This window comes from Clostridium sp., assembly GCF_036646415.1.
In the GTDB taxonomy this organism is placed as follows: Bacteria; Bacillota; Clostridia; order Clostridiales; family Clostridiaceae; genus Clostridium_J.
The window spans coordinates 61,264-78,187 of sequence record NZ_JAVXMF010000005.1; the positions used below are offsets into that span (position 1 = coordinate 61,264).

Genomic DNA, 16,924 nt, shown 5'->3' on the forward strand with positions numbered 1-16,924 from the left:
GTATATCCCCTAAATAAATAGTTTTATTAGTTTAAATCCAGCATCGGTTTCAGCACCAATGCCTATTAATTTATTTGAACTATTATATACTGCATAGTTACAAAACTTTTCTAATTGATTTAAAAGAGTTTTATCATTTATCATAACTCCATTTAATATCAATTTTTCAAATTTTTCATTTACAACAAGTTTAGGAAATTTACTGAATACATCTTCTAAAGAAATTATATGATTTTCTATATTCTCTTCAGTTAAATCTTTCAAATTTACACTACCACTTATTGAGAATGGTCCTGTCGAGGTTCTTTCCAGCCCCCACATCATACCACCACAACCTAACTCTTCGCCTATGTCATAGCATAAACTTCTTATATAAGTCCCCTTAGAACAGCTTACTTTTATTTCTACTATGGGACTTTCTATGGTAAGTATATCTATACTATATATAGTAATTTTCCTTGGCTCTCTATAAACTTCTTTACCTTCTCTTGCTAGTTCATAAAGCTTTTTTCCATTCTGTTTAAGTGCTGAATACATAGGTGGTACTTGGTCTATATTGCCAACAAATTTTTCTATAACTTTAATTATCTCATCATTAGTAACACTTACCTCATTCTCACGTAATACTTTACCTTCCCTATCATAAGTGTCAGTAACTACACCCAATTTAACTTTTGCTATGTATTCCTTTGTATCTTCCATAATAAACTCTATAGCTTTTGTTGCCCTTCCAATACAAACTGGAAGTACTCCACTAGCCTCAGGATCTAATGTCCCACCGTGTCCAACTTTTTTCCCCTTTGAAAGCCTTTTTACTTTTCTCACTACATCAAAAGAAGTTATTCCAAGTGGTTTATTAATATTTAAAACTCCACAGAGTTTATTCTTACCATTATCTGCCATAACTATATCAACTCTTTTTCCAATATTTTTATTAATTTCGTTTTTATAGATGACATATTTCCTTCATAGAAAAAGCCTGCCGCTCTAATATGGCCTCCACCATTAAAGGTCTCTGCAATCTTACTAACATCCACTATTTCTTTAGATCTTAAACTTGTCTTAATACCACCTTTGCTCTCTTTAAATAAAGCAACTACTTCTGCTCCATTTATCATTGTCCCAAAGTGTATTACTTCTGCTGAATCTATGCTTTCCAGATTTGATCTTTTTAACATTTCCTCTGTAATTTCCATAAATACAACTTTATCCTTGACCTGTAATGAAATTGTATCTATGATTCTACCAAAAAACTTAACTTTATCAAAATCTTTATTATCAAATATATTTCTTTGAATTTGATTAAAGTTAACTCCTGTTTTAATGACTTCCCCTGCAATTTCATGAGTTTTACTAGTGGTATTGGAATGTCTAAAGGAGCTTGTATCTGTAAGTAACGAAGTGTAAATTGACACTCCTATACTCTTTGTGATTTCAACCTTTAGAAATCCTAATAAATCAAAAATTATTTCTCCTACTGCTGCTGATTGACTATCAACGTAATTTAAATCACCATACTTCTCATTGCTCATATGGTGATCTATATTTATAAGAGTATATCTTTTATTATCTAAGTTCAAATTAGCATTTATTCTTTTGAAATCCCCACAATCAAGTACTATTACAAGTTCTGTACCTTCTTTTACATCTTCAATTAGTCCTGTAATTTCATCACTACAAGGTAAATATGAAAATGTATTTGGTAGACATTCCTTTGAAATTATATATGCATTCTTATTAAGTGCCCTCAGCCCTTGAAGTAGGGCTGTGGCACTTCCTAATGAATCACCATCTGGTGATTGATGAAATGTAATTCCAATATTGTTACTTTTTTTTATGATATCTAATATATCCTTAGTTATCATTTGAATCATTCTCCTTTATTTTTCTGAATAATGATTCAAGATGACTAGCCTTATCTAATGTAGTATCTAATTCTATAATAACTTCCGGTATATGTCTCAACTTAACATTTTTACCAATTTCTTTCCTTATAAAACCTGTAGAGCTTTTAAGTATTTTAAGTGTTTCTTTTTTCTGCTCTTCTGTTCCAAAGATACTAACAAACACCTTTGCATAGCTTAAATCCTTTGTTACCTCTACATCTGTTACACTTACCATTGCACTAAGTCTAGGATCTTTTATTTTACTTCGAATAGTATTGCTAACATCTTTTTTGATTTCTTCGTTAATTCTTCCACCTCTATAGTTAGCCATGGAGCTCACTCCTCTCTATTACAGTCCTTTTGGTTTAATTTCTTCCATGATATAAGCTTCGATAATATCGCCTTCTCTTATATCATTGAATTTATCAACGCTAAGTCCACATTCATATCCTGCTGCTGCTTCCTTAACGTCATCTTTAAATCTTTTTAAAGATCCTAATGTAGATTCAGTTATTACTATTCCATCTCTTAGAACTCTAACTTTACAGTTTCTTGTTATTTTACCGTTTAAAACGTAACATCCTGCTATAGTCCCAACATTAGATATTTTATATACTAATCTAGCTTCACATCTTCCAATTACAAGTTCTTTATACTCAGGCTCAAGCATACCGATCATAGCAGATCTAATATCATCTAAAGCATCGTATATTATCCTATAAGTTTTAATTTCTACATTATCTCTATCCGCTATTACTATAGCATTATTATCTGGTCTAACATTGAATCCAATAATAATTGCACTAGATGCATATGCAAGAGATACATCTGTTTCTGTAATTGCACCAACTGCACTATGGATAACTCTTACTTTTACAGTCTCAGCAGAAAGTTTTTCTATAGATTGTTTAACAGCTTCAGCTGAACCTTGAACGTCTGCTTTAACTATTATACTTAATTCTTTAACCTTACCTTCTTGAATTTGGTTGTATAGATTTTCCATAGAAACTCTATTAGATGTTTGGAAATGTTCTTGTCTTATTTTTTCTTTTCTTGCTTCAGCCATTATTCTAGCAGTTTTTTCATCTTTAACCACTGTAAATCTATCTCCCGCTGCTGGAACTTCTGAAAGACCAAGTATTTCAACTGGTATAGATGGGCCTGCTTCTTTTGTATTTTTGCCTTTATCATCTATCATTGCTCTAATTCTTCCATAGGTAGTTCCTACGATTATAGAATCCCCTGATTTTAAAGTTCCATTTTGAACTAATACACTAGCAACTGGTCCTCTACCTTTGTCAAGCTTTGCTTCAACAACTGTACCTTTAGCTTTTCTGTTAGCATTAGCTTTTAATTCTAACATTTCAGCATTTATTACTACCATCTCTAGTAATGTATCTAATCCCTCTTTAGTATGTGCAGATACTGGTACGCAAATAGTATCTCCACCCCAATCTTCTGATACTAGTCCAAATTCAGTTAACTCTTGTTTAACCTTGTCTGGATTAGCACCCTCTTTATCCATCTTGTTTATAGCTATAATCATTGGAACGCCTGCAGCTTTACAATGGTTTATTGCTTCTACTGTTTGTGGCATTATTCCATCATCAGCAGCTACTACTAAAATAACTATATCCGTAACTTGCGCTCCCCTTGCTCTCATTGATGTGAAAGCTTCATGTCCTGGAGTATCAAGGAAAGTTATTTTTTCACCATTTACATCTACTGTATAAGCACCTATATGTTGAGTTATTCCACCTGCTTCTGTTGCTGTAACTTTAGATTTCTTTATAGCATCAAGCAAAGATGTTTTACCGTGGTCAACGTGACCCATAACTGTAACTATTGGAGGTCTCTTAGATTTATCTTCTTCTGTTTCTGTTAAATCCATGTCATCTGCTTCATCTTCTTGTTCTTCAGCAACATCCCCAACATTACCAGCTTTCAACACTGCAGTAGAACCAAATTCTTCCACAAGTTTCTCAGCTGTTTTAAAGTCGATTTCTTGATTTACTCCTGCCATAACTCCTTGGAATATTAAAGCTCTGATAACTTCAACTACTGGCTTTTTAAGCTTATCAGCTAAGTCTTTTACAACGATAGTAGCTTCCATTTCAATTACTTCATCTGGAGTTTCTTCTTCTTTTTCTTCCTCTGACTTTTTATTTGCCATTCTTCTTTGCTTACTATTTTTTCTCTGCTGTTTATTGATATCGTCATTTATTTTTGTTTCATACTCTTCAACGATTTCTTTTTTTTCAGCTTCCTCTTTCTTCTGCTCTTCATATAACTCTTTTATAAGGTTTGCGTCTTCTTCCTCAATAACACTCATGTGATTTTTAGCTTCAACACCAAACTCATCCATTAATACGGTTATAAGTTCCTTACTTGAAACTTCTAACTCTTTAGCTAATTCATATATTCTTACTTTCGCCAAAATTTTCACCCCCGAATTTACATTTCGTAATTCTCTTTCCATAACTTTATTAAATTTTTACTCATCATTATATCTTTTACTGCTAACACATTAATCTCCGCTCTTCCAATGGATATACCTAATTCTTCACTTGATATTCCATCTATTACAGGTATTTTATTGTCAGTACAGTATTTTTGAAACTTATTCTTAGTATTATCCGAACATTCTACCGATAAAATACATAATTTAATTTTATGCCTTTTAATTTCATCTTCACAGGCATTATATCCTTCTACTAAATTTCCAGACTTTTTTGCAATACCTAAAAAACTCAAAAATTTATTCTGCATTAATTATCTCTTCCTTTAGTTTATCATATATTTCATCATTTATTTTACTTTCTAAGTTTCTTTCTAATCTTTTTGTCTTCACAGCCTTTTCTAGACAACATATATCTTTGCAAATATATGCACCTCTTCCCGGCTTTTTACCATGTAGATCTATAGATATCTCATTCTCTTTGTTTTTTACAACTCTTATTAGTTCCTTCTTGGGTTTCATTTCCATGCACCCAGTACACATTCTTTGAGGTATCTTTTTTACTTTCATAGAATAATCACCTACTTTTAAAGGGTATTTTCTTGATCTTTTAAATTGTCAGCTTGAGTTTTACTTTTGATATCTATTTTCCATCCAGTAAGTCTTGCAGCTAATCTAACATTCTGCCCTTCTTTACCAATTGCTAAAGATAACTGATTATCATCTACCACAACTTTAGCACTTTTAATTTCTTCATCTACATCTACTGATAAAACTTTCGCTGGACTTAAAGCATGAGCGATATACTCTTCTGGCAATTTACTCCATTTGATTATATCTATTTTTTCATTTTTAAGTTCATTAACTATGTTTTGAACTCTTATTCCCTTAGGACCAACACAAGATCCCATAGGATCTACATCTTCATCCTTAGACCATACAGCTATTTTACTTCTAGAACCAGCTTCACGAGCAATATTCTTTATTTCTACTATTCCACTGTATATCTCAGGCACTTCTAATTCAAACAGCCTTTTTACAAGTCCTGGATGTGTTCTTGAAACAACGATTTGAGGACCTTTAGAACTTTTTTTAACTTCTACAATGTATAACTTTAGTTTATCATTATATATATAAGATTCTCCCGGCATTTGCTCATTTGGGCCAAGAACAGCTTCTAATTTACCTAAATCTATAAATACATTTCCTCTATCTTTTCTTAGTACAATACCTGTAATGATATCAAATTCTTTAGTTATAAATTCATTGTATATCATAGTTCTTTCAGCTTCTTTTATTCTTTGAACAACAACTTGTTTTGCTGCTTGAGCTGCAACTCTTCCAAAATCTCTTGGTGTAATTTCTATTTCTGCAATATCTTCTAAAGCATATCTTGGGCTAATTTCTCTAGCATCCTCTACTGAAATCTCAATTACATCATCAAATACTTCTTCTACTACTTCTTTTAATGAATATACATGAGTTTCTCCTGTTTCTCTATTCACCCATACTCTTACATTTTGCTCCTTTGCATGAGACTTTGCAAAGTTTTTCTTATACGCTGCAACCAATGCATCCTCTATAGTGGTAAAAAGCATTTCTTCACTTATACCCTTTTCTTCAACTAGTTGTTTTGTAGCTTCTATAAATTCTTCCTTAAATCCGGTGCTCATTATATATATCCTCCTTATAAAGTTGGGTTTAAAGTAACTATAGAAACCTTTAACATTGGTAACACAATCTCATTGTTATCAACTTCTAATCTTAGATTTTCACCATCAAACCCCTTTAATACCCCTTCATACTTTTTATTTCCATCAACTAATGCTGAAAGCTTTACAGCTACATCACAATCTATATATTTATCAAAATGTGTCTTTGTAAATAAAGTTCTAAATATTCCTGGAGATGATACTTCTAAATTATATTCTTCAACTATAGGATCTTCTATATCTAGCATCTCGCTAACAGCTTTACTTACTAATATACATTTGTCTAAAGCAACACCATTTTCATTGTCTATGAAAATTCTTAAAATATTCTGTCCACCTTCACGTACATACTCTAAATGGTAAAGTTCAAAGCCGAGTTTTTCTACTATATTACTTATCTTGTCATTGAGTTTCTCCGCAACGCCATTACTTCTCATAATATACTTCCTCCTCCTTATTATATTTCCTTTAAAGTCATAATGTTAAACCTATTATTTATAATTAAAACGCAACTTCCATTGCGTCTTAATAAATAGAGAGTAGGCATAAATCCTACTCTCCTCAAAAGATTATTATTGTAACTCACTTGATTACCTATAATTATAGCATAGGTATGTTTGTTATGCAATGTTTTTAACAGTTTCGCCTTTGTTATCCACACTACACCTATTGAGGAATTTTTTTCAAGTTTTATGTTGAACTAGAAAAGACTTAGTTGATTTGTCTCTGGTAGATTTCCTATAGCTCCATGATTATACAAAGCTTCAATTACGGTTTTTGTTGCTTTACTTCTAATTCTAAGATCTTCTTTTGATATAAACTCTCCATCTTTTCTAGCTTCTGCAATACCATTAGCGGCATTTACTCCAACCCCAACAAGTCCACTCATTGGAATTCTAATATACTCTCCCTCTATAATGAATTTTACTGGATCTGATTTATATACATCTACAGGCAAAAATTTTATACCTCTCTTATACATCTCATAACATAATTCCAGTGCAGTTAGAAGACCTTTTTCCTTTGTACCAATATTATTCCCTAATCCATTTAATTCATCCATTGAATATTTTATAGCTTCTTCCCCTTTTATAGCTAAATCCCCATCAAAGTCATCTGCTCTTACAGTAAAGTATGTTGCATAATATGCCTTGGGATAATAAACTTTAAAATAAGCTATTCTAACAGCCATAGTTACATATGCTACGGCGTGGCCTTTTGGGAACATGTATTTAATCTTCTTGCAAGATTCAATATACCAATCAGGTACATTATTCTCCCTCATGATTTTTTCGAATTCTTCAGATACTCCCTTTCCCTTTCTAACCTTTTCCATTATGGTAAATGCTAGCTTAGGCTCTAAGCCTTTATATATTAGATAAACCATGATATCGTCTCTGGTAGAGATACAATCTTTTAGTGTTGTATAGCCTTCTTTTATATAGTACTGCGCATTGTTAAGCCATACATCTGTACCATGTGAGAGTCCAGAAATTCTAACTAAATCTGAGAAAGACTTAGGTTGTGTGTCCAGTAGCATCTGTCTTACAAACTTAGTTCCAAACTCTGGTACTCCGTAGCTTCCAACTTCACATCCTAGTTCTTCTGGTGTTAATCCAAGACCTTTAGTTCCAGTAAACAAGCTTATAACCTTGGAATCTGAAAGTGGTACACTCTGAGGATTTACTCCAGTTATATCTTGAAGCATTCTTAACATAGTTGGATCATCATGTCCTAGTATATCTAACTTAAGTAACCGTCCACTTATAGAGTGATAATCGAAGTGTGTTGTTATTATATCAGAATTCGGATCATCTGCAGGATGTTGTATAGGACAGAAGTTAAATATTTCATTATCGCTAGGTACAACCATTATTCCACCTGGATGTTGTCCTGAAGTCCTCTTTACTCCAGTACATCCAATTGTCAATCTTTCTATTTCAGCATTAGTAGTATTTATATTTCTTTCATCTAAATACTTTTTAACATACCCATAGGCAGTTTTATCTGCAATAGTTCCTATTGTTCCCGCTTTAAAAGTATGCCCCTTTCCAAAGAGCACCTCCGTATATCTATGAATATCTCCTTGGTTATCTCCTGAGAAGTTAAGGTCTATATCAGGCTCCTTATCTCCTTCAAATCCTAAGAAGGTTTCAAAAGGTATATCGTGCCCGTCCTTAATGTAAGGTGTTCCACATTTTATACAATCTTTATCTGGCAAGTCTACTCCAGAACCTATGGATCCATCCATAATGAATTCACTGTTTTTACAATTAGGACATACATAGTGAGGTGGAAGACCATTAACCTCTGTTATATCAGTCATGGTTGCTACAAAGGAAGATCCAACAGACCCCCTTGAACCAACCAGATACCCATCACTGATAGATTTTGCTACTAACTTTTGTGCTATTAAATAAAGCACTGCATATCCATTATTTATAATAGAATTTAACTCTTTATCAAGCCTCTTTTGAATAACCTCTGGAAGATTATCTCCATATATTGATTTCACCTTATTGAGGGTCATATTTCTTATTTCATCTTCTGCACCTTCAATCTTTGGTGCATAAGTCTCATCGGGTATAGGTTTAACATTCTCAACTTGTTCTTCAATATACTGAGGATTTTTCACTACAACCTCCATGGCCTTCTCTTGCCCTAAGTAAGAAAACTCCCTCAACATCTCTGTAGTGGTTTTTAAATATAATGGTGGCTGTGAATCCGCATCATCAAAGCCTTTACCTGCCATTAAAATTCTTCTATACACTTCATCTCTAGGCTCTAAAAAATGTACATCTCCAGTTGCTACAACTCTTTTATTATAAAAATCTCCAAGTTCACATACTTTCCTATTTAAATCTCTAAGTCCTTCATCATCCTTAACCATATTTTTCTTTATCATAAATTCATTATTGCCAATAGGCTGTATTTCCAAGTAGTCATAAAACTCAACTATCTTTTCCATATCCTCAAAGGTTTTTCCACCTAAAACCCCTTTAAATACCTCTCCTGCTTCACAGGCAGATCCAATAATTAGACCCTCCCTAAATTCTTCTATGACACTTTTAGGAAGTCTAGGTCTTCTATGATAATAATCTAGATTCGAATGAGAAATTAATTTATACAGATTTTTTAATCCGCATTGGTTCTTAGCTAAAATTATAACATGGTAAGTTTGAGCTTTTTTAATATCAAAGAACTTTAAATACTCCTTATTTAATGAATCTATATTGAACAACTCTTTTTCTTCCAACAATTCAAAGCATTTTAAAAGTATATCTCCAGTAGCCTTAGCATCATCTACTGCTCTATGATGATTTTCAAGTGATATATTTAAATGCTCACATATAACGTTAAGTTTATGCTTCTTTAAATCTGGAAATAAAAATCTTGCTAGAGGTAAAGTGTCTATCACTCCATTTTCAAACTTTAACCCAAGTCTTCTACAATTTGTCTTAATAAATCCTGTATCAAAGTCAGCATTATGAGCTACAACTATTGCATCTCCGACAAAACTCAAAAATCTAGGAAGCACATCATTTATTGTTTTACACGCCTTAACCATATCATTATTTATTCCTGTAAGTTCAGTTATCTTATAAGGAATGGATATTTTAGGATTTATAAGTTCATTAAACCTATCAACTATCCGTCCATTTTCTATTTTAACTGCTCCTATTTCTATAATGCTATCCTGGTTACTGGAAAATCCTGTAGTTTCTATATCAAATACTACATAAGTGTCATCAAAATTCTTTCCTTTACATCCAGTACCAATGGCAACTCCATCATTTACTAAATAGCCTTCCACTCCATATATTATTTTTATATTATGCTTTTTCCCTGCATCCATCGCTTCTGGAAAAGCTTGTGCCACTCCATGGTCTGTTATGGCAATTGCTTTGTGTCCCCATTTAGCTGCTTTAGCAACAAGTTTTGAAGCTGATACTATTCCATCCATGGAGCTCATAGTAGTATGGGCATGAAGTTCTACTCTTTTAACTTCACTACTATCCATTCTCTCACTGGACTTAAGCTTAACTATAGATTTAGCATTAAGCACTAAATCCTTAGAGAATCTATCAATTTCAACTTCACCATATACCTTACAACATACTCCTGGCTTTAATTCTTCAAGTAATTTTTCCACTTCTTCGTTATTTCTAGAATACATTTTTACAGTTATTGAACTTGTATAGTCAGTTACATATAGAGAAGGATAAATCTTTCCACTCTTAGCCTCAAATATATTAACCTTAAATATATCACCAGATATTGCAGCTCTTCCTGAACCCATATTTAATTCTACAATTTCAGTAACTTCTTCATTTATATTTCTGTTTCCGTAAACTACATTTGCATCTAAAGATTCTTTACTTCTTCCTTTATAATTTTCCTTCCAAGGGTTATTCTTTTTCTCTCCCTTGCTATCCTTAGGCTTATCCTTACTCTTCTCACTAGGTTTACTAGATGGTTTAGGACTATTCGCTATAATATCACTGACTATTCTCTTTTCTTCAATTTCCTTCTCTAATATATAATCATCTTCTATTGCAGATTCATCATAATATATCTCAACATTAATTTTCACATTAAACATATTATATATTTCTATTTTCAACAATCTATCTAGGCCCTTAGTATTTAACATTCTAGAAATGAATTCATTAGATATACCTATTCTAATTTTATCCTCATCCAATGTTTTTTGAGCCTTAAGCAGACTAGTTTTTGCAGAAGGAAAAGATGAGGCAAGAGAGTTAACCACATCTATCCAATACTCTCCTACCACATCTTCTACTCTAACATTCTCTACATCTTTATACCATAAAGTCTCTATAATCCCTAAATCACTAAGCTTATTTTGTACTACAGTAGCTATTTCATTTTTAATTCCATCGTTTAAAGAATTTTTATGTTTTAATACTACTTTTACCTTTTCACTCTGCTTTAGGTATTGAACCTTATATATTATGATATCTTCATAAATAGGAAACCTACTATCATATCCTAGAAGTTCTGATAAAGTCATTGCAGCACCCCCCTATTCTATAGATTTTCTATCTCCTTTATTAATTCATCTAATAAATTCTCTTCCTTAACTTTTCTTAGAATCTCACCTTTTCTAAAGATAAGACCTTCACCATTTCCACCAGCTATTCCAACATCAGCTTCTCTAGCTTCTCCTGGTCCATTAACAATACAGCCCATTATAGCTACCTTAATATCTTTATCAATATGACCAAGTCTTTCTTCCGCTTCCTCAGCAATTTTTATTAGGTTTATCTGTGTCCTTCCACAAGTTGGGCAAGATACAAACTTAATTCCATTATTTATCAATCCAAGAGACTTCAATATTTCTTTCCCTACCTTAACTTCTTCTCGCACATCTCCGGTAAGTGATACTCTAAGTGTATCCCCTATTCCTTGTGCAAGAAGTGCTCCTATCCCCACACTTGACTTAATAGAACCACGCCAAATAGTTCCAGCTTCTGTCACTCCTATGTGTAATGGATAGTTTGTTTTTTCTGAGACTATATTATATGCATCTATCATCTGAACTACATCCGAGGATTTTATTGATATAATTATATCCTCAAAATTTACAGCCTCTAAAATCTTAACATGGTTAAGGGCACTTTCGGCAAGTGCTTCACTACACACCTTACCATATTTACTTAATATCTCTTTTTCTAAAGATCCTGAATTAACTCCTATTCTAATAGGAATATTCTTTTCCCTTGCCATCTTGGCAACCATTTCAACTCTACTTATGTCCCCAATATTTCCTGGATTTATTCTTAGCTTTGAAATACCATTTTCCATAGCCTTTAAAGCTAATCTGTAATCAAAATGTATATCTGCAACTAGTGGAATATTTATTTGCTTAACTATCTCTTTTATAGCTTCTGCCGCTTCCATATCAGGTACTGCACATCTTACGATATCACAACCACATTCCTGTAACTGTTTAATTTGATTTACGGTAGCCTTCACATCTCTAGTATCAGTGTTTGTCATGGACTGTACTGATATTTTTGAATCTCCCCCAATGTATATATCTCCAACTTTAACTTTTCTAGTTTCTCGCCTTTTCATAGTATCCCCCTAAAATTGAATAGGATTTATAATATCTTTTATTAGTACAAAGACCATAAGTCCCATCAACGCTAAAAATCCGTAATAATTTATTGTTGCAACTTTTTCCTTATCAACTTCCTTACCCGTTATGATTTGGAATAATAATAGGAATATCCATCCTCCATCTAAGGCTGGAAAAGGTATTACATTAAATATCGCTAACTGAACGCTAAACAAGGCCATAATATTTAATAGAGTAAGTATACCTTGTTGTGCTGCTCTTCCAGAGATCTTAATTATACTTATAGGTCCGCCCACATCATCTGATGAAACCTTCCCTCTGAATAGTTGCCCAAAAAATCCAAAAGTTTGTCTTATGGTACTTCCTGTTTGATTAATTCCGTAACTAACGGACTCTATAAAGTTAGGCTCCTTCACTTTGGAATATATGCCTACCATATATCTGCCTTCCTCTTCATTTAACTCTGGAGTTAAACGAAACTCAAGCTTTTCACCATTTCTATCTACTTGCATATTAAGAGGTTTACCTTCTTCTACAATAACTTCACCAAGGAAATCCTCCCAAGTTGTTACCATTTTACCATTAGCTTCTGTTATTTTATCTCCTGGTTGTAAACCAGACTCCATAGCTGGTGAATCAGCTACAATGCTCTCAATTATATTAGTGCTATGCCCTTGAAAACCACCTACAACACTAAATAACAATATAGCTATTATAAAGTTCATAATAGGTCCAGCAGCCACTATTGTTAATTTTTGAAAAGATGTTTTATTTGAAAATGCCCTATCATCGACTACATTAACATCATCTTCTTCTCCATACATCCTTACATATCCACCAATAGGAAGAGCTTTTATAAGATATTCTGTCTCCTTTCCCTTTACGGAAAATAGTTTTGGGCCCATTCCTAAGGAAAACTCTAGAACCTTAACCCCATTTACTCTCGCCATTATAAAATGTCCAAATTCATGACCAATAATTAGTAAACTAAATGCAAGTAATGCCATTAATATATACGGTATATTAGATATTATACTTTGCAACACACTTCTCCCCTTCCACTATGCACTTCTATGCATATCTCTTTAAAACATATTCCCTTACTTTATTGTCTATGTCTAAAACCTGATCCAAATTTGGATTTTTAACATAAGAAAAATTATTCATAGACGCTTCTATTATTTCCTCAATTTGTAGATAAGCTATTTTTTCATTTAAAAATAACTCAACAGCAATTTCATTAGCTCCATTATATATTGCTGGCATATTACCCCCAAGTTTTCCAGCTTTAAATGCCAGTTCTAGACACCTAAAAGTTTTTATATCAGGTTCTTCAAATGTCAACTGTGCTATATTCCTAAAGTCAATCTTATCAGCCACCGCACTTTTACGCTTGGGATAGCTTAATGCATATTGAATTGGAAGCCTCATATCTGTACTTCCAAGCTGTGCAATAATAGATCCATCAATGTATTCTACCATGGAGTGTATAATACTTTGAGGATGTACTATAACCTCTATATCATCATATTCAACACCAAAGAGAAAATGTGCTTCAATTACCTCAAGTCCTTTATTTACTAAGGTTGATGAATCTATAGAAATTTTTCTTCCCATATTCCACTTTGGATGTTTTAGCGCCTGATCCGGTGTTATATTTATAAGTTCTTCTCTTAATCTACCTCTAAAAGGTCCCCCTGAAGCTGTAAGAATTATTTTGCTTACTGCTTTCTTTTCATTACCTTGCATACATTGAAATATAGCTCCATGCTCTGAATCTACTGGTAGTATTTCAACCCCATTTTTTTTAGCTTCCCTCATAACTATCTCGCCTGCAACTACCAAGGTTTCTTTGTTTGCTAATGCTATATTTTTCTTAGCCCTTATAGCTTTTATAGTTGGTTTTAATCCTGCAATTCCCACAACAGAAGTTAAAACTGTATCTATTTCATCTAATGTTGCAACCTGTTCTAAAGCTTCCTCCCCCTGAAATATTTCTACTTTTTTGTTATTTTCCTCACAGTACATCTTAATCTTTTCATAACACTCATCATCTGTTACCCCTATATATTTTGGACTAAACTCATCTATAATATCCACTAACTTCTTAAAGTTTCTATGAGCTGTTACTCCTATAAGTCTTATTCCATTCTCCTCATCTCTTATCACATCTAATGCTTGTGTTCCTATAGATCCAGTAACTCCAAGTATACTTATATTCTTCACTAGTATCTCTCCTTTAAAGTTTAACCTCAATTCACTGTTGGTTAGGTTTTACATTTTATTATTTAAACCGAATGTATATGTTATACATATTAAACAATTTATTATGATTATATTTTTACACCTAGCCTACTTAATCCTTGATTATTATGTTCAATTGACATTAGCTAAATATACAAACATTATACCTTATAACAGCTAGGAATACAAAATCTTAATAGTTAAATTACTTTTAAATTTCTCTGTATAATTAAAAGCTAGCATATGGTTTTATACCACATACTAGCTTACTTAACTTCACAGCTCTGTTTATATAATATTTATGCTATAGCAAATATACTTATATAGTAGTAAACCACTACAGATACAAATAATATACTATCAAATCTATCTAGAATACCACCATGCCCAGGAATTAAATTAGAGTAATCTTTAACGCCAGTATGTCTTTTTATGGATGAAGCTACAAAATCTCCACACTGTCCAAATATTCCACCTAAAATACCTATCCCAACATAATGATATAGTGGTACATTTACATCATATCTAGCTATTACAAATCCAAAAATAGTACATCCTAAAACACTTCCTAATAATCCACCTATCCCACCTGCTACAGTTTTTTTGGGACTAACCTTCGGTACCAGTTTACGCTTCCCTAAATATCTTCCAAAATAGTATGCCATGGTATCACAACCCCACGAAGATATAAATATAAGCCATACAAAGTAGTTTCCATTAGTTTTAATGCTAAGTAATAATATAAAGCTGAAAAAAATTGCTACATAAAAGCACGGAAGAATAGTAAGACCTATATCGATAAAGTTTCTTTCTGTATTTATTACTGGCACTATCATAAGTAACAATACTACTAAAGTAAATACACCTACTGCAACTCCTAAATCAAAACCATTACCTATATACATATAATAAGCTATACATAAAATGTACCCTATAAAAGCAACTGGTTTGTATCCACTTATTTTGCTTACCTTATAAAACTCATACATACCCCCTAGAGACAATAGTGCTACTGAAATTTTTAGAAAGTATCCACCTAAAAATATAAATAGCAGCAATGGAGCTAAAACTAAAGCTCCTATATATCGTTGATTCATTTACTTCACCTCTTAATTATACTCCACCATATCTTCTATCTCTCTGTTGAAAATCGAAAATTGCTTTTCTTAAATCACTCTTCGTAAAGTCAGGCCAATTTATGTTAGAAAACCAAAATTCAGAATATGCACTCTGCCATAATAGATAATTACTAAGTCTTAACTCTCCACTCGGTCTTATTATAATATCAGGATCTTGCATTCCTTTTGTATATAAGTGATTAGATATCTCTAATTCATTAATATCTTCTATTTTTAATTTACCTTTCAAAACCAATTCAGCTATTTCTTGTATTCCTTTGATTATCTCATCTCTTCCACCATAATTTAGTGCTATATTAAGGGTTAATCCTGTATTATTCTTTGTCTTTTCTTTAGCATCCTCAATAGAATTTCTTGATTTATCTGGAAGTTTACTTATATCACCTATAGAATTAAGTCTTACATTATTTTTATGCAGTTCATCAAATTCTTTATCTATAAACTCTACTACTAAATCCATCAATGCTCCAACTTCAGCTTCTGGTCTCTTCCAATTTTCTGTAGAAAATGCATATAGTGTTAAGTATTTCACACCTAATTCACTTGCTTCCTTAACCACTATTTTTATGTTTTTCATACCAGCTCTATGACCCATAGTTCTTGGAAGTTTTCTTTCCTTCGCCCATCTTCCATTTCCATCCATAATTATAGCGATATGGGCTGGTATTCTATTCATATCTAGATCTATTTCTTCATTATTTTTACTTTGCTTTTTTAGTTTAAACATATTCAAAGTCTACCTCTCCATTCCAAGTATTATTATGTTATTATATCATAATACTTAGTAATAAAACCTGCATGTCTGCAGGTTTTATCTTATCTATACTTTCATAATTTCTTTTTCTTTTTCTTCAATCATTTTATCAATTAATTTTATAAATCTATCAGTTTCCTTTTGAACAGTGTCTTCAGATTTTTTGCTTTCATCTTCACTTATTTCACTATTCTTCTTTAATGCTTTTATTTTATCATTAGCATCACGTCTTATAGATCTTACAGCAACTTTTGCATCTTCTCCAGATTTCTTAACGGATTTAACTAAATTCTTTCTAGTTTCTTCTGTTAATTCTGGTACAATTAATCTTATAACTTGACCATCACTACTTGGATTAATGCCTAAGTCTGATTTCATAATTGCCTTTTCTATATCTTTTATAGAACTCTTATCCCAAGGTTGAATCACAAGTACTCTTGACTCTGGTGCGGATACGCTTCCAACTTGATTTAGCGGAACCATAGATCCATAACTTTCCACTTGAATTCTGTCAAGCATAGTCGGATTTGCCCTTCCAGCTTTTAATGTTCCAAGTTCATTTTTTAAACTTAGAATAGTCTTATTCATTTTCTCATCAGCATTTTTAATGATATCTTTTACCATA

Annotated in this window: 15 protein-coding genes; all 15 read right to left on the bottom strand. The window is 32.3% G+C overall.

Annotated elements, in window-relative coordinates; all coding sequences use genetic code 11:
* Positions 1-9: 9 nt before the first annotated feature.
* On the bottom strand, positions 10-903 hold the full coding sequence (gene truB, locus RSD37_RS05220) for a tRNA pseudouridine(55) synthase TruB (protein ID WP_346945650.1): 894 nt from the start codon (positions 901-903) through the stop codon (positions 10-12).
* Positions 904-905: 2 nt separating this feature from the next.
* On the bottom strand, positions 906-1,865 hold the full coding sequence (locus RSD37_RS05225; protein ID WP_346945651.1) for a bifunctional oligoribonuclease/PAP phosphatase NrnA: 960 nt from the start codon (positions 1,863-1,865) through the stop codon (positions 906-908).
* The gene (rbfA, locus tag RSD37_RS05230) at positions 1,855-2,217 is read right to left on the bottom strand and encodes a 30S ribosome-binding factor RbfA (RefSeq protein ID WP_346945652.1); all 363 of its coding nucleotides are present in this window, start codon (positions 2,215-2,217) and stop codon (positions 1,855-1,857) included. Before rbfA ends, RSD37_RS05225 begins: the two co-directional genes overlap by 11 nt.
* A gap of 18 nt (positions 2,218-2,235) precedes the next feature.
* Positions 2,236-4,323, bottom strand: coding sequence for a translation initiation factor IF-2 (gene infB / locus RSD37_RS05235; protein WP_346945653.1), 2,088 nt, complete (start codon positions 4,321-4,323; stop codon positions 2,236-2,238).
* 17 nt (positions 4,324-4,340) lie between these two features.
* Positions 4,341-4,655: a ribosomal L7Ae/L30e/S12e/Gadd45 family protein gene (locus RSD37_RS05240; protein WP_346945654.1), complete on the bottom strand. Its 315-nt coding sequence runs from the start codon at positions 4,653-4,655 to the stop codon at positions 4,341-4,343.
* Entirely contained in the window at positions 4,645-4,914 is a 270-nt protein-coding gene (locus RSD37_RS05245) for a YlxR family protein (RefSeq protein WP_346945655.1), read from the bottom strand. Before RSD37_RS05245 ends, RSD37_RS05240 begins: the two co-directional genes overlap by 11 nt.
* A 17-nt stretch (positions 4,915-4,931) precedes the next feature.
* A complete protein-coding gene (nusA, locus tag RSD37_RS05250) occupies positions 4,932-6,017 on the bottom strand; it encodes a transcription termination factor NusA (protein WP_346945656.1) in 1,086 nt (361 codons plus the stop codon).
* A 14-nt stretch (positions 6,018-6,031) separates the two neighbouring features.
* Positions 6,032-6,493 (bottom strand): ribosome maturation factor RimP, encoded by a 462-nt coding sequence (gene rimP / locus RSD37_RS05255; RefSeq protein ID WP_346945657.1) that lies wholly within the window; start codon positions 6,491-6,493, stop codon positions 6,032-6,034.
* 263 nt (positions 6,494-6,756) lie between these two features.
* Entirely contained in the window at positions 6,757-11,091 is a 4,335-nt protein-coding gene (locus RSD37_RS05260) for a PolC-type DNA polymerase III (RefSeq protein ID WP_346945658.1), read from the bottom strand.
* Positions 11,092-11,108: 17 nt separating this feature from the next.
* A complete protein-coding gene (gene ispG / locus RSD37_RS05265; protein WP_346945659.1) occupies positions 11,109-12,158 on the bottom strand; it encodes a flavodoxin-dependent (E)-4-hydroxy-3-methylbut-2-enyl-diphosphate synthase in 1,050 nt (349 codons plus the stop codon).
* 9 nt (positions 12,159-12,167) lie between these two features.
* Positions 12,168-13,169, bottom strand: coding sequence for an RIP metalloprotease RseP (rseP, locus tag RSD37_RS05270; RefSeq protein ID WP_346945803.1), 1,002 nt, complete (start codon positions 13,167-13,169; stop codon positions 12,168-12,170).
* Between the two features lie 64 nt (positions 13,170-13,233).
* The gene (locus tag RSD37_RS05275) at positions 13,234-14,388 is read right to left on the bottom strand and encodes a 1-deoxy-D-xylulose-5-phosphate reductoisomerase (protein WP_346945660.1); all 1,155 of its coding nucleotides are present in this window, start codon (positions 14,386-14,388) and stop codon (positions 13,234-13,236) included.
* A gap of 317 nt (positions 14,389-14,705) precedes the next feature.
* Positions 14,706-15,503, bottom strand: a complete 798-nt coding sequence (locus RSD37_RS05280) for a phosphatidate cytidylyltransferase (RefSeq protein ID WP_346945661.1) — start codon at positions 15,501-15,503, stop codon at positions 14,706-14,708.
* Between the two features lie 16 nt (positions 15,504-15,519).
* Positions 15,520-16,272, bottom strand: coding sequence for an isoprenyl transferase (locus RSD37_RS05285; protein ID WP_346945804.1), 753 nt, complete (start codon positions 16,270-16,272; stop codon positions 15,520-15,522).
* A gap of 93 nt (positions 16,273-16,365) precedes the next feature.
* Positions 16,366-16,923 carry a ribosome recycling factor gene (frr, locus tag RSD37_RS05290; RefSeq protein WP_346945662.1) on the bottom strand — a complete coding sequence of 186 codons (558 nt, stop codon included), beginning with the start codon at positions 16,921-16,923 and terminating at the stop codon, positions 16,366-16,368.
* Between the last annotated feature and the right edge of the window lies 1 nt (position 16,924).

What these genes read in the sequence shown, in the direction of transcription:
- RSD37_RS05225 (WP_346945651.1), bottom strand. Translation starts at nt 1,865, where the DNA reads ATGATAACTAAGGATATATTAGATATCATAAAAAAAAGTAACAATATT.
- nusA (WP_346945656.1), bottom strand. Translation starts at nt 6,017, where the DNA reads ATGAGCACCGGATTTAAGGAAGAATTTATAGAAGCTACAAAACAACTA.
- ispG (WP_346945659.1), bottom strand. Translation starts at nt 12,158, where the DNA reads ATGAAAAGGCGAGAAACTAGAAAAGTTAAAGTTGGAGATATATACATT.
- frr (WP_346945662.1), bottom strand. Translation starts at nt 16,923, where the DNA reads ATGGTAAAAGATATCATTAAAAATGCTGATGAGAAAATGAATAAGACT.
- RSD37_RS05240 (WP_346945654.1), bottom strand. Translation starts at nt 4,655, where the DNA reads ATGCAGAATAAATTTTTGAGTTTTTTAGGTATTGCAAAAAAGTCTGGA.
- rbfA (WP_346945652.1), bottom strand. Translation starts at nt 2,217, where the DNA reads ATGGCTAACTATAGAGGTGGAAGAATTAACGAAGAAATCAAAAAAGAT.
- RSD37_RS05245 (WP_346945655.1), bottom strand. Translation starts at nt 4,914, where the DNA reads ATGAAAGTAAAAAAGATACCTCAAAGAATGTGTACTGGGTGCATGGAA.
- rseP (WP_346945803.1), bottom strand. Translation starts at nt 13,169, where the DNA reads ATGGCATTACTTGCATTTAGTTTACTAATTATTGGTCATGAATTTGGA.
- truB (WP_346945650.1), bottom strand. Translation starts at nt 903, where the DNA reads ATGGCAGATAATGGTAAGAATAAACTCTGTGGAGTTTTAAATATTAAT.
- RSD37_RS05285 (WP_346945804.1), bottom strand. Translation starts at nt 16,272, where the DNA reads ATGTTTAAACTAAAAAAGCAAAGTAAAAATAATGAAGAAATAGATCTA.
- rimP (WP_346945657.1), bottom strand. Translation starts at nt 6,493, where the DNA reads ATGAGAAGTAATGGCGTTGCGGAGAAACTCAATGACAAGATAAGTAAT.
- RSD37_RS05280 (WP_346945661.1), bottom strand. Translation starts at nt 15,503, where the DNA reads ATGAATCAACGATATATAGGAGCTTTAGTTTTAGCTCCATTGCTGCTA.
- RSD37_RS05260 (WP_346945658.1), bottom strand. Translation starts at nt 11,091, where the DNA reads ATGACTTTATCAGAACTTCTAGGATATGATAGTAGGTTTCCTATTTAT.